Annotated in this window: 14 protein-coding genes and 1 pseudogene; 7 read left to right on the forward strand and 8 right to left on the reverse strand. The window is 62.1% G+C overall.

All coding sequences use genetic code 11. The features are described 5' to 3' along the window. Nucleotides 1-14 precede the first annotated feature (14 nt). Entirely contained in the window at nt 15-581 is a 567-nt protein-coding gene (locus tag V1283_RS15545) for a beta-1-3, beta-1-6-glucan biosynthesis protein (protein WP_334387340.1), read from the reverse strand. 247 nt (nt 582-828) lie between these two features. Here V1283_RS15545 and V1283_RS15550 point away from each other — a divergent pair, with 247 nt between their 5' ends. After that, nucleotides 829-2454, forward strand: a complete 1626-nt coding sequence (locus tag V1283_RS15550; protein WP_334387341.1) for a glycoside hydrolase family 17 protein — start codon at nt 829-831, stop codon at nt 2452-2454. On the opposite strand, the gene V1283_RS15555 is transcribed toward V1283_RS15550, so the two are convergent. Next, entirely contained in the window at nt 2414-2794 is a 381-nt protein-coding gene (locus V1283_RS15555; protein ID WP_334387342.1) for a hypothetical protein, read from the reverse strand. The genes V1283_RS15550 and V1283_RS15555 overlap by 41 nt on opposite strands. A 96-nt stretch (nt 2795-2890) precedes the next feature. Then, nucleotides 2891-4219 carry a hypothetical protein gene (locus V1283_RS15560; RefSeq protein ID WP_334387343.1) on the reverse strand — a complete coding sequence of 443 codons (1329 nt, stop codon included), beginning with the start codon at nt 4217-4219 and terminating at the stop codon, nt 2891-2893. A gap of 167 nt (nt 4220-4386) precedes the next feature. Here V1283_RS15560 and glmU point away from each other — a divergent pair, with 167 nt between their 5' ends. Next, nucleotides 4387-5745, forward strand: a complete 1359-nt coding sequence (glmU, locus tag V1283_RS15565) for a bifunctional UDP-N-acetylglucosamine diphosphorylase/glucosamine-1-phosphate N-acetyltransferase GlmU (protein WP_334387344.1) — start codon at nt 4387-4389, stop codon at nt 5743-5745. A gap of 17 nt (nt 5746-5762) precedes the next feature. Here the strand turns inward: glmU and V1283_RS15570 are convergent, their stop codons facing one another. Next, a complete protein-coding gene (locus V1283_RS15570) occupies nt 5763-6542 on the reverse strand; it encodes a 2-keto-4-pentenoate hydratase (RefSeq protein ID WP_334387345.1) in 780 nt (259 codons plus the stop codon). Nucleotides 6543-6723: 181 nt separating this feature from the next. Further along, nucleotides 6724-7461 (reverse strand): SDR family oxidoreductase, encoded by a 738-nt coding sequence (locus V1283_RS15575; protein WP_334387346.1) that lies wholly within the window; start codon nt 7459-7461, stop codon nt 6724-6726. A 99-nt stretch (nt 7462-7560) separates the two neighbouring features. Here V1283_RS15575 and V1283_RS15580 point away from each other — a divergent pair, with 99 nt between their 5' ends. Together V1283_RS15580 and V1283_RS15585 are read left to right on the forward strand one after the other, a co-directional pair. Then, complete coding sequence (locus V1283_RS15580) at nt 7561-8160, forward strand: TetR/AcrR family transcriptional regulator (RefSeq protein ID WP_334387347.1); 600 nt, start codon at nt 7561-7563, stop codon at nt 8158-8160. A 20-nt stretch (nt 8161-8180) separates the two neighbouring features. Then, nucleotides 8181-8594 (forward strand): hypothetical protein, encoded by a 414-nt coding sequence (locus tag V1283_RS15585; protein WP_334387348.1) that lies wholly within the window; start codon nt 8181-8183, stop codon nt 8592-8594. A 492-nt stretch (nt 8595-9086) separates the two neighbouring features. Here V1283_RS15585 and V1283_RS15590 read toward each other — a convergent pair whose 3' ends face one another. Then, nucleotides 9087-9905: a class I SAM-dependent methyltransferase gene (locus V1283_RS15590; RefSeq protein ID WP_334387349.1), complete on the reverse strand. Its 819-nt coding sequence runs from the start codon at nt 9903-9905 to the stop codon at nt 9087-9089. A gap of 284 nt (nt 9906-10189) precedes the next feature. On the opposite strand from V1283_RS15590, the gene V1283_RS15595 reads away from it, so the two are divergent. The 3 genes and pseudogenes from V1283_RS15595 to V1283_RS15605 all read left to right on the forward strand — a co-directional run bounded on the left by V1283_RS15595 (nt 10190) and on the right by V1283_RS15605 (nt 11871). Then, nucleotides 10190-10564 carry a hypothetical protein gene (locus V1283_RS15595; protein WP_334387350.1) on the forward strand — a complete coding sequence of 125 codons (375 nt, stop codon included), beginning with the start codon at nt 10190-10192 and terminating at the stop codon, nt 10562-10564. 286 nt (nt 10565-10850) lie between these two features. Further along, nucleotides 10851-11012, forward strand: a pseudogene (locus V1283_RS15600) (GMC oxidoreductase); the annotation flags it as partial. 280 nt (nt 11013-11292) lie between these two features. Then, the gene (locus V1283_RS15605) at nt 11293-11871 is read left to right on the forward strand and encodes a hypothetical protein (RefSeq protein WP_334387351.1); all 579 of its coding nucleotides are present in this window, start codon (nt 11293-11295) and stop codon (nt 11869-11871) included. 523 nt (nt 11872-12394) lie between these two features. Here V1283_RS15605 and V1283_RS15610 read toward each other — a convergent pair. Then, complete coding sequence (locus V1283_RS15610; protein ID WP_334387352.1) at nt 12395-12652, reverse strand: DUF3551 domain-containing protein; 258 nt, start codon at nt 12650-12652, stop codon at nt 12395-12397. Between the two features lie 63 nt (nt 12653-12715). Further along, on the reverse strand, nt 12716-12958 hold the full coding sequence (locus V1283_RS15615; protein WP_334387353.1) for a hypothetical protein: 243 nt from the start codon (nt 12956-12958) through the stop codon (nt 12716-12718). Nucleotides 12959-13356 lie beyond the last annotated feature (398 nt).

Here is a 13356-nt window from a genome sequence, read left to right on the forward strand (position 1 = left end):
TGAATGCCGGGCGTCTATTTCGCCGGGGCGGCAGGTGCTGCGCCGGGAGCCGGCGAGGGCGATGCATTGCCGGCGGTCGCAGGTACCGCCACCGGCGCCGGGCTTGCCGCCGCGGCAGCCTGGGGCTGGGCGCCCGGATTGATCCAGCAGACGTGGATGCGGCTGTCGAGGGTTTCGGCCACCTTGGGATCGATCTGCCCGCCAAAGCGGGTCAGGCAGCGGAAGGCCGCCTGGACATGGCCGCCGGGGCAGCCGAACCGGTCGTAGAGATCGAGATGCCGGAATGCGGTGTCGAGGTCGTCGCGCCACATCAGGCGAACCACCCGGCGGCCGAGCCAGACGCATTCGGGGTTTCCGCCCGGGCCGTTGATGGCCTGGGCGGCCTCGACGAATTCGTCGGCCTTGCGCTGGTTTTCCTTGTTGGCGTCGGCGGCATTGGCCGGCGGCTTGCCGGACTGATCCTGGGGGGCGGGGGTGCCGCTCTGGGCAAACGCGCCAGCGGATCCGATCAGGAGGGCCAGGCCGGCAGCGGCGAAGCGCCACAAAACCGCAACTCTTGGATCAAGCAACCGTCGACGCATACATTCCCCGATTAGTTTCCAGCCACGCGGCTGGGGTGGTGGTCTGGCTTGTTGCCGCCCAAATTGGTCCCCAATGCGGCGGAGACATCAGGTGATTCACATGCCGGGTATTTCGGATTTTGTCCAGCAAACTCACAACTTTATCGTGGCGGTGGCAAAACTGCCGAAGGCGGCGCGGCGGAATAGGGGTACCGTGCATCTTGGCAGAACGCCGTTGAACGGGTAATCGACGGTCCCCGCCCGGAGGATGGAACCGATTTCTCTTCGTACGCCGCTGGCGCTTCTCCTTTCATCGCTAGGTATGATCGCGGCCCTTTGGTGGTGGCTGGCCACGCCGATTACGCTCGCGCGCGCGCCGATCGATCCCAACGCAAAGCTGCAATGCGTTTCCTACGCCCCGTTCCGTGGCGCGCAGACGCCCCTGGTCCCGACCACCCAAATCTCCCCCGAACAGATCGCGCAGGATCTGGCGCAGCTCGCTGAGATCACCGACTGCGTGCGGACCTATTCGATCGAGAACGGGCTCGACCAGGTTCCGGCACTGGCTGCCAAGGTCGGGCTGAAGGTGATCCAGGGGATCTGGCTCTCCAGCAACCGGATCAAGAACCTCGCCCAGATTGCGGTTGCGATCGAGCTGACCAAGGAGCACCCGGGCGTCATTACGGCGCTGGTGGTCGGCAACGAGGTGCTGCTGCGCGGCGAGATGACGACGTCGGATCTCGCGGCCCATATCCGCTCGGTCAAGTCGCGGGTCACCGTGCCCGTCACCTATGCCGACGTCTGGGAATTCTGGCTGCGCAATCGCGAAGTCTATGACGCCGTCGACTTCGTCACGATCCACATCCTGCCGTACTGGGAAGACATCCCGGTGCGCGCGAAATTCGCCGCCGGTCATGTCGACGATATCCGCAAGCGGATGGCGGTGGCGTTTCCCAACAAGGAAATCCTGATCGGCGAAACCGGCTGGCCGAGCGCGGGCCGGATGCGCGAAGGCGCGCTGCCGTCGCGCACCAACCAGGCGCGCGTCGTGTCTGAAATCCTTGATCTGGCCAAGCGCGAAAAGTTTCGGGTCAATTTGATCGAGGCTTATGACCAGCCTTGGAAGCGTCAGCTCGAGGGCACCGTCGGCGGCTATTGGGGCATGATCGATGACGCGCGGCGGGCGGTGAAATATCCGCCCGGAGAGCCGATCAGCAATTATCCGTTCTGGAAATGGCTGATGGGATGCGGGATGGCGCTGAGCGCCTTCGTATTCCTGGCGGGCTGGCTGACGCTGCGGCGGCGGCCGTGGAAACCGGGACTCGCCGCGTGGATCGCGGTCGGGACCTCGGCGACGACGGCCGGCATGCTGCTCGGGGTTGCCGCCGACAAGATGTATTACGAGAGCTACGGGGCAGGGGGCTGGTTGCAATGGGGCGCGCTGTTGGCCGCCGGCATTGCCTCGCCGATGCTGTGCGCCTACGCCGCGATGTCAGGACGGCCGCTGCCGACATTCCTCGAACTGCTCGGACCGCGCGACATCAGAACCAAATCGGTGCTGACGGCGCTGCTGGGCTTTGTGCTCGCTGTCACCACGGTGATCGCGGCGGGAACCGCGCTCGGCTTTGCGTTCGATCCGCGCTACCGCGATTTTCCGTTCGCCTCATTGACGATGGCGGTGGTGCCGTTCGCGGCCTTGATGCTGCTCAACCGGCCGAAAGAGGGCGTGCGCCCGATCGCCGAATCCGCTTTTGCCGGCTTGCTGGTGGCGGCCGCGCTGTTCACCGGCTTCAACGAGGGCAACCAGAACTGGCAGTCGATGTGGACCTGTGCGGTCTATCTCTTGCTGGCGCTTACGCTGTGGCGGGCGCGGGCCGTGCAAATCCCAAAATGAGCAGGCCGATCGCAATTCCCGACAGCACGATGTTGTAGAGCACGATCCCCAATCCCGCCGCGATCAGCCCGCCGGTCAGCAGCACGATCGACGGCCGCATGACGTGAAGCGTCGCAATGATCAGCGCGACGATGCCGAACACCGAATTCTTGAACAAATAGGTGGCGAGCGTCCGCGACTTGCACAGCATGGTCTGCAGGCCGGCGTCGCAGGCCAGGGCTACGGTTGAGAGCTCGACCGCGAGGTAGCGCAGATAGAGCGCGTAGCCGACGGTGACGAAGCCGACCACCAGCAGGAATTGCACTTGATAGGGCGTGAGCCGAAACGGGGATTTTTTCATGGGGGCAATATGGTCGGGATTGGCTGCCGGGACAAGCGTTCGCCAATGCCGCGCAGGCATGTCAAAAATTCGGCGTAACGTTATGTAGTCAAAAGATTATTGCGAATTTTTCCGGCTGAAGAAGGAGGACAATGTCGTCTGCGTTGCCGCAGGCGGCGCTTCCGGCTTTTTCGGCGCCTCCTCGACGACCGCCGCGGCCGCCGCCCGCTTGGCGATGCCGCGCCGGCGCGGCACAGGCTTGGTGATGGTGGGCGGGGAATCATCCGCCTTCAGCGACAGCCGCTGGCCGTCGAAGATCGCGGTCTCGCACGGCCGCGTGTTTTCAGTCAGGACGGCGCAGATCCTGGCGGCGGCGCCGGCGTCGTTCAGCGGACCGGCGACCAGGCGAAGCTGCATGCCGAGCCCGTTGGTGCTCTCCTTGATGACGATGATCGGACGCAGCGCCGTCAGAGGGGCGTTCGATCTCGATTTCAACAGCCCGAGCCACAACGCGCGCAGCCCGTTCACCGAATTGGCGCTGCCAAGATCGACCCCGAACTCGGTTCGCTGCAGCGAGACTTTTGGCGCAGCGTCATCGTCGGCTTCCGCATCTGCCGCCGACGCCACGACATCAGGGATCGGGCTCGCGATGACAGGGTTTGGAGCCTTGCCCGGCTCGATCAGCTTGCTGGCTGCGGGATCGGGCGGAGCCATCATCGACGGCGCGGCCATCAGTGGCGTGGCGGGTGAAGGTTTTGCGGGCTCCGGCTTGAAGGTGTCCGCTTTTGCCGCCTCGACCTTTGCCAAGTCCGACTTTGCCAGATCCGCTTTTGTCATCTCCGCCTTTGCCGCTTCCAGCCTGGCGCTCTCCGCATTGGCGGCGTCGGTCTTCGCGGCATCCTTGGCGGCGGAGTAAACCGCAGCCGGGGCGGGCTCCGCGGTGGCGGCAGCGGGCTTGTCGGTGGCGGTCGCCGTGGTCGCTACCGGCGCCGGCGACGGCGGGGTTTGGGTGGCGGCCGGCGGTTCCTGATGTGCAACCGGTGGCGGAGCCTGCGTGGAACCCTGCCGGGCGATGGCCCCGGTGACGGAATCGAGCCCCTGTTCCAGGCTGGTGACACGGGAATACAGCCTGTCGCGATCGCTGTTGAGCGTATCGATGGCGGCGGCCAGCCGCCGCGCCTCGTTGTGGGTCTCCTTGGCGACGGACTGAATTTGCTGCGCCTGCCGGGCGATATCCGCGGCGGCGACCTGTTCCTGCTTCAATCCGAGCGACGACTGGTTGGCCATCACGGCCAGAACCACCGCGACGGTTGCGCCGACGCCCCAGGATCCGAGCCGCCACAGCGCGCGGCGGTCAAGCTCGTCTTCCTCGGCCAGCAGGTTGCTCAGCACGCCACCGGTGTCATCCGCCTCGAGGTCTGCGAGATGGTCTGTTTTCCTGGCCAAGCGCCCCTGGCCCTCCTCAAGGCCCGCCGAATCACAGGGTAAACATTAACAGGAAAAACGCCGGCCACTTGAATCCGGACGTTTTCAGGGCAGCGAATCGGTTTGATCTCCGGGGGAAAACAATTAAGACGGCCCGGCGCCGTCCGAATTGTCCGTTAGGAAATAGAATGACCGCTCGATCCAGCCTGACTGTCGTGCTTGCGGCCGGTGAGGGGACGCGCATGCGATCCTCGCTGCCGAAGGTGTTGCACCCCGTCGCCGGCCAGTCGCTGCTGGCGCATGTGCTGGATGCGGCCCCGCACGGCGCGGGCGCCTCGCTCGCCGTCGTGATCGGGCCGGACCACAAGGCGGTCGCCGACGAGGCCAAGCGCGTCCGCGCGGATGCTTCGACCTTCGTTCAGGCCGAGCGCCTTGGCACGGCGCATGCCGTGCTGGCCGCCCGCGCCGCGATCGCGCGCGGCGCCGACGATCTGCTGGTGGCGTTCGGCGATACGCCGCTGATTTCGGCAAAAACCTTTGCCCGGCTGCGCGCGCCCCTGGAGCAGGGCGCAGCCCTTGCCGTGCTCGGCTTCCGTGCCGCCGATCCGACCGGCTACGGCCGGCTGCTGCTCGAGGGCGACCGCCTGATGGCGATCCGCGAGCATGCCGACGCGACAGAAGAAGAGCGCAAGGTGACGCTGTGCAACGCCGGCGTGATGGCGTTCGATGGCCACCGCGCGCTGGAGATTCTCGACCGGATCGGCAATGCCAACAGCAAAAGCGAATATTATCTGGTCGATGCCGTCGCTATTGTCAGGGAAATGGGATTGGAGGCCGTCGTGATCGAAACCAGCGAAGACGAAGTGCGCGGCATCAACAACAAGGCGCAGCTCGCCGAAGCGGAAGCCGTGATGCAGGCGCGGCTGCGCAAGACGGCGCTCGAAGCCGGCGTGACGCTGATCGCGCCGGAGACGATCTATCTCGCCGCCGATACCATTTTCGGCAGCGACGTCACCATCGAGCCTTTCGTGGTGATCGGCCCCGGCGTCACCATCGCCGACGGCGCGGTGATCCATTCGTTCTCGCACATCGTGCAGGCCTCGATCGGCAAGAAGGCTTCGATCGGTCCCTATGCGCGCCTGCGCCCGGGCACCTCGCTTGGCGAGGGCGTTCGGATCGGCAATTTCGTGGAGACCAAGGCCGCGACGATCGAGGCGGGCGCCAAGGTCAACCATTTGTCCTATGTCGGCGACGCCCATGTCGGCGCCAACGCCAATCTCGGCGCCGGCACCATCACCTGCAACTACGACGGCTTCTTCAAGCACAAGACCACGATCGGCGAGGGCGCCTTCGTCGGCACCAACTCCTCGCTGGTGGCGCCGGTGAAAATCGGCAACGGCGCCTATATCGGCTCAGGCTCCGTCATCACCAAGGACGTGCCCGACGACGCGATGGCGGTGGAACGCAGCCCGCAGAGCAACCGCGAGGGTGGCGCGGCGCGCTACCGCGAGATGAAGATGCGGGCGAAGAAGCCGAAAGAGGGGTGAGCGCGGCGGCAGCACATTCAGAAGACTTCCATGGCGACTTCGCCCAATCCATCAACCGTGAACAGCGCGCGGTCGCCGCTCGCAATTGAAACCGTTGGAATAACGCTGCCGGTGATGACCACCATGCCGGCTTTTAGATCACGACCACGCTCGGCGAGGTGATTGGCGACCCAGGCAAGCGTTGCGTAGGGATCCTCTGCGTTGCCCTCGCCAACCGTCTTGCCGCTAATGCTGAGCCGACCGGCGATGCCGACAAGGTCTCCGGCCTGAACTGCCTGAGGGTTACCCAGGACTATTCCACCGTTCCAGCAATTCTCGACGATCAACGACGAGGCATCGGTATTGTTGTAGTCCGCGTGCCGGTCCTCGATCAGTTCGAATGCAGGCATCGCGCTCGCGACAGCTGGCGCGACAGTGTCGCGCGTCCAAGGTGCGCCCGTTGCGGGCAAATCAGCCCCGAGTTTCAGCGCAATCTCGCTTTCGACACGCAGATTGACAAAATCCGCCGTCCGCAGCTTCGCCGGCGACGTATGGATCGTTCGTGCAAAGATCGCTCCACCGCATGGATGCGTGATGCCCATCAATTTCTGCATCACCTTGGTTGTGGTGGCAATCTTGGCGCCGGCAACGGGGCCATATACCGGCTCCGCAAGCCGATAATAAACCTCCTGGGCTTCGTAGGCCTCGGCGATGGATGACGGCCGCAACTCGTTGGGCAGGTTGGAAAAGGTCTGGCGCCGCTGTCTCGCGTTCCACATCCATCGCGCCATCGAATCCAAGCGATCGTTCCCATCCATGGTGTTTCTCCGCTATCCCCGACGTCGTGAGAGCATCTCATAGTAACCGCTCGGATGGGCGCTTTGTAGCCCGGATCAGCGCAGCGACATCCGGGGTTGCGGTTATCCCTGCATTGGGCTGGCTGAAGCGACCAAGGGGGTCGGCCGGGCGGCACCACGTCCGGCCGAACCCTTTTGGCGTCTAGGCGTTCGCGCCACCGTCAACGGTCAGCGTCGAGCCGGTGATGTACTGGGCCTTGGCGCTCGCCAGGAACGCCACCGCGTTCGCGATGTCGTCCGCTCTGCCATACCGGCCCAATGCCATGAACTGCCGGAGCGTGTCCGCGACCGGGCCATGCGCCGGGTTCATGTCGGTGTCGATCGAGCCGGGCTGCACGAGGTTGACCGTGACCTCCCTTGCGCCGAGCTCCCGCGCCAACGCCTTCGTGAACGCGGCCAGCGCCGATTTCGATGCCGCGTACACGCCGAGGACCGGCGCAGGAACGCGATCTGCGAAATAGCTTCCGATGGTGACGATGCGACCGCCCTTGGCAAGGTGGGCGAGGGCTGCCTTGCTTGCAATGATTGGCGCGCGCACGTTGACGTTCAGCAGCGCGTCGATGTCGATGAGCGAGATGTCCTTGAGCCCGGCCAATCGAAGAATTCCTGCGTTGTTGACGAGGACGTCAAGCCCGCCCAGTTCGGCGACCGTCTTGTCGACCGAGGCCTGAACGGCGGCAACATCGGCGCTGTCGGCCTGGATCGCCACGGCTCTGCGCCCCTTCGCCTGTATGGCGCTGACGACCTCCGCGGCACTTTCCGCGGACTTCTCATAAGTGATCGCCACATCCGCGCCTTCAGCGGCGAGCGCCTTTGCGATCGCCGCGCCGATACCTCTGCTTGCTCCCGTCACCAGAGCCCGTTTTCCCGTCAGTGCCATTGTAATCTCCATTTCTGTAATGATCGACACAGAAGTAATTGGCTACTTGATCGACGGCTTCAACTCACTTATGTGTTATTCATTACAGAAAGAACGGTGATGGCGGTTATCGGACGGCCAAGGGGATTTGATCGCGACGCGGCGCTCGAGGCCGCCATGTTCCTGTTTTGGCGCAAGGGCTTCGAGGCAACTTCGATGAACGACCTGTGCGATGCGATGGGCGTCCGCTCGCCAAGCCTCTATGCGGCCTTCGGCAGCAAGGAGGCGCTCTATCTCGAAGCGGTCGAGCGTTACGTCCAGACCCAGGGACCGCCGATCTGGAGCAAGCTTGCGGAAGGCGCGACGGCTCGCGCCGGCATTGAGAACATGCTGATCGCAGCGACCGAGAACCTGCCGAAGTCCCGGGCCAAACCGGCGGGCTGCATGGCCGCGCTGGCGGCCGTCGGCGACGAATGGCCGGCCGCGATCGCCCGCGTCATGAAGAAGGTGCGGCTGGAAATGCTGGGCACGTTACGCTCGCGGCTGGAAACTGCAGTGGCCAACGGAGAACTGCTCGCCGCGACTGATATCGATGGCCTGAGCCGGTTCTATCTGAGCGTCTACCAGGGAATGGCGATTCAGGCGCGGGACGGCGCCACACAGGCGGAGTTGAGAGGCGTAGCCGCAGCGGCCATGGCGGCTTGGCCGGGCGACGGCTAGAGGTAGCAAGCGCAACCCGGATGAGCGCAGCGACATCCGGGGTTGTGGTTTTTCCGCGCAAGTCGCTGCGCTCATGCGGGCTGCTTGCTTCTCTTGTGAGTCATTTTCAACCGATCAGCCGGTTCCGGCTCATGTCTGCTTCGCCCCCCGTAAGCGGCGGAAAAGCGGACATTCCAATGTCGACGCGAAGGGCCACAAAGCTGACGTATCGCAACCGTCCGAAAAGAGCACTCAGATCGTCTGAACGTGCGGCCTTACCTCCGCTGAATATTGATGATTACGCAATTTGGACCTTGCCACATCCCGCTATTCAAGCATTTGTTTTTCCATCCGATGCAGGAGTTGGCATCCAGATCGACCATCTTGCTTCGGAGGGTATCATTCGGCGCGACGGGGCTGTTGAAATAGGCAACGCACGCGGCAGCAAGTTCTGAGCATGTTGAAAGTGGCGGTTCGCGCGACGCACATGGCGAAAGAACTTCTTGGGCGCTTCCGTCGCGTCCGGTGAGACACAGTGTCAATATGGACGTAACAATAACGCGTTGAAAAAATCGCCTCATCGACATTCCTGCTGGCTACCCGCCTGAGTGCAATTAGTTGCATATATATCTATCAACCCTTCGGGTCCCAGAATGCTAAACATTTAGCGAAACCGCGCCGCCGCTGCTTCGGTAGGTCCGAAAAGTGCCGATATTGTTGTAAAAGTCGAAAATCGAACGACCCGGAAAATCTCGCGAAAGTTGATCTTTTGGCTTCTCCGCCGCTGTGTCGCTTTTCAACGCCACTACGGAGGTCCCTAGTCGATTCCAGGTGAAACGATATGGTCCCTCACGTTGCCGCTCATCAAGCGCATCAGCGGCTCTAACTTCGTTCGTCCTCCCAAAACGACTTTTGCAACAATATCGGCCAAAAGCCGATGTCTCAGCCTAGGCCGTTGCCGTGAGCAGGTGAGCAGCTATCGGGAACGCTAACCCGCGGCTGCCGACGTATTTATCCAAGGCCAGCTTGGTATCGGCTATCAGGTTTTCGCGCGCAACATCGCCGGCTTGCGAGACATGACCAGCAAGTGGCGAACGCGCAACGTAGCTCAATACAAATCGTTCAATGGAAGGAAATTCGACGGCACCGACCGTTCGCTGGACGACGATATTCAGAAAGCCTGCGGCTGCAACCAGTCGGCTCAGCTCGTTGGCATCGGACAATCCAAATGGCGCGCGCATGATGCTGGCGGCTGCTGGACCAACGTTTCGTTCCAGGATCTCCGCAAATACTTCAAATCCCGGGCTGTCGTGAATGCCGCACCATACCATCACCGCGAGCCGGCCCTTTGTAGACAGAACCCTGCGCATTTCGCGCAAAGCAGCCGGCCGGTCAGCGAAGAACTGGAGTCCAAGCCGGCAATAAGCGACGTCGAACGAGCCATCAGGAAACGGCAGCTTGTCGGCACTGGCTTCCCGCCATTCTACCGAAGCAGCGTCATCTGCGGTCTTGAGAGATCGCGCAACGTTCAACATGCCAGGATTAAGATCGACACCGGCGACCGCACCGCTTGGTCCCACCCGCGGTGCTGCGATGCGCGCCGCTATTCCAGTGCCGCAAGCGATGTCGATGACGCGTTCGCCCGGTTTGGGATGAGCAAGTTCTACCAGTATGGGGGCCCATGGTCCAAAAACAGCCGGAACCAGCTCCCGTTCGTATATCTCGGGCGCACTACCGGCGACCTGCCACTGTCCTTGCTGACTCATCGAATGCTCGCCAAAGGACGTTTGTTCCTGCGCTAAATGCATATCTCAATGCAGCGATGTCGACCATGAGACATTTTCGACCGAGTCTGCAGGCGCCGCCTGCCATTCAATGTCCGCTTTGCTCATGTCGGCGACGCCCGTGTCGGCGTGAATTCTAGCCTCGGCGCCGCCACCATCACCTGCGCGATGACGGCTTCTTCAAGCACGAGTCGGAAAGCCCTAATTGTGGTATCGTCCTAAGTGCGATACCGACAGCAACCCTCTGCTTTGATCGGTTTTGCGCGGTGGTAATCGATGAAACAAATGAGCTTGCCGCGCAGGTCGGTAGCGCCATACAGAACAAGGTCCAAGTCGTATCGCCGGGCAGGATCGTTCGAGCATTGCCAAACTGCATCATCAAGGCGGACCAGCCAGGCTATGATCGTCAGCTAATGCTGATGCTCTCCGTCAAGAGGCAAACCACGAAGGTGGATGGGCAAGACAGGAATGTCGTGGTTGCCGGAGGATTGTCCACAGACGGCTTATTTCAGGATCGACATCAGCAACCGGTGGTGATCGTGCAAAAAGAACGAGTATCCGACGATGACGCTGTGAAGGCACTCATCGAGTTCGTCGATCGCACGATTGTCAAGGCATTGAGACGATCGAATATCCGGTAATTCAGCAAGCGTAGCCCGGACGAGCGCAGCGGCGTCCGGGGTTGTGGTTTATCCCTGCACTCGTGCGGGCTACTTGCTGCGCCGCGCCCCGTCTGCAGCCGCCGCGGCACAAAAAACGCAACGTGCGACAACGCGCGCAGAAACAAAATCGGGCTGCGCGCATTCTGCGATGATGAGTAGAGACGCGGCATTCAATGTATTCGCGGTGGTAATCGGAGCGGCGCTGCCTATTGCGCTCCTGATAGCGGTGCTATTCTATGTTGCAGAATAACAACCTGTCGGCACCTGCCGCATGGGCGCCGTCGTCGACAATGCCTTGCGTGTAAAAGGCGTCTCGGGCTTGCGCGTCATCGACGCGTCAGTCTTCCCCGGAATCCCGCAGGCAATGACCAACACCGCCACAATTGCGCTGGCCGAGAAGGCGAGCGATCTGGTGCTCGCAGGGTAAATGGGTTGCCTGCCAGACCCCGGCTCCGGGGGGCGGGATGGCGAGTGGCGGCGCGGTATTGATGGGCACGACCGACGACCGGGTCCCGGATGCGGAAGGACATGATCTAGATCAATGCTGCCGCTCTACTGCCGCCCAATGAATTCGCGCAGTAAGTTGCTCAACCCGTTTTTCGGGCTGGACGCTTCGCGGCTGGGTCGCCGCGCTGGTGCGTGTGGTGGACCACCGCGACCCTAACCCCGCCACCGCTTCCGGTCCGGTGATCTGGAGTGTATCACCAATGAAGCGCTGTCTCGCTCCTTTCGCAATCGCCACCAGCCTGTTCGCGCCAGTTGCGTACGCCAACGACGCCTTGGAAGCCAAGGTGCGGGCTTACGTTCCGGTCGTCTCCCTCGCCAAAGTATGTGACCTCAGGATCAGTGACGCCGCCTCGGGTGACCATCGCGCCATGTTCGAAGCGGCGAAGTCCGACCCGAACGCCAACAAACTCGCCTACCGCGTGCACTACGAAACGCAGACGGCCTACATCAAGGCCCGCGATGGAGGTCAACGGGTCGCCTTTTGCAGGGACTTCATCGCAGCCAACAGCCAATACGCCAAGGCGCGCTTTACCGCCGTGGTCGAGGACCACATGAGCGACGTCAGCAAAAGTGTGCAGAAAGCGATTGCCCACAACGTCTGCGGTGCGCCCCCCGTCAAGCTGTCCAAGGCCGACTGGAAACCGTACGCGCTCATCAAAAAGATGCTTCAGAACGAACAAAAGGTGGCCAGGGAAAACGCCGAGACGAACGGCTGGAACGTCACCGAGGAAACGACAGCGGTCACCGAACAGTTCTGCGCGGCAATAAAAACCCGATGAGCATCACCGCCGCCAAAGTCCGAGCCCCGCTGATGCGTCTCTGCACCGAATTACGGTGACAGTGCACTCAATTGCACTTCGTCTGCAGCGATTAAGTGCACTGTCACCGTAATTCCATCATACTTCCGCCGCTGGCGGCGACGATGGACGATTGTTGCCGCATCGCGGAGATGCTGCCGGCCCCGCGCGGAGAGACCCCGCTCACCATCGCCATTCTGTCAATCGCGAGCCCATTGGAGCTGTCCGTGTCCGCGGTCTACACGGCGAACCCCCTAAGCGGAGACGGCATCAGCATTGATGTCGAGTACATTCCATCACCACGACTGGTGATCGGTGACGTGGGTTAGCAAGGTCTAACAACACCAAACAGCAAGCGTAGCCCGGATGAGCGCAGCGACATCCGGGGTTGTGGTTCATCCCCGCATATCGCTGCGCTCATGCGGGCTACTTGCTGATCCGTTTCAGCACCGATGGTTCTTGTGTCAATTCAGTTGACCTTCACCACTTGCGGCGTAAGGGTCGATCATCGCACTTGGTAAGGTCGCCAGCTGCGCTGCTGCCATCCGTGAGCGAATCGAGGATTCACACCACAATACGAAAATGTTCCGTGGGCCGAAGCCTGGCACTGCTGGTAGCTTGCAAACTGACATAAGCCCGGGAGGCCGTAATCTTTGCCTTGCAGGCAGTAGGGATAATCGTAGGGATCGTTGGGTTGAGCAGATGCCGATAGCGCGGTGAACACTATGGCTACAAACGCTGCGGCTCCAATGGACCTGCGCATTTGGATTACTCCTCTTGATACCAAACCGCTGTGAACAGCCGTTAATCTCGCCGCAATCGCGGATCAGCCGCAGACTCGCACCCGGCGGACCCGCCAGGCATGGCCGTCCCAGAAACGCTGGTTCACCCATTCGCAACTGCCAAAATCGTCGTATGGCCCGGGACTTGCTCCGTAAGGGGCGGGCGCACAATAGCGGCCCGGAGCCGCGACGCACGCAGCGACGCCACGCTGTGCGCTTACGGGCGTCGCGGCGAGCGAACCAGCGATCGTGGCCACCGCGACGAAGGCAGCAAATGTTTTCTTCATTCCAGGGGCCTCCTGCAGGATGGCGCCTTCGGTCAGCGCCCGTGGACTGTTAACCCCAGTGGGGCATCGTATCAGGCCAACTGAGTGAATTGATAGAGGCTGGCTTCGAGCCGCTTGCCGCAAGTCCTGATGTCCGTTGTGATGTCGCAAGCGGACGAGGCGTCCGCTAATTTGCCCCGCGCGTTCAGCGAAAAATTGTTGAACCAGATCAACCTGATGCTACCAGTCCAGTCTCCTCCCCAAAAATATTCCGCTTTCCCCACAGGCCAAATCACCGCTATCACTCCGCCCATCCACCCCGACGAGAGGGGCGTATCGCGATCGTCACGGACGCGGGGTTGGATGCGGTGGACGCAGCGGCGTCGGGCGCGATCGTGGTCGCGGGGCGGGTTCTCCCG

Source organism: Bradyrhizobium sp. AZCC 2262 (assembly GCF_036924535.1).
In the GTDB taxonomy this organism is placed as follows: domain Bacteria; phylum Pseudomonadota; class Alphaproteobacteria; order Rhizobiales; family Xanthobacteraceae; genus Bradyrhizobium.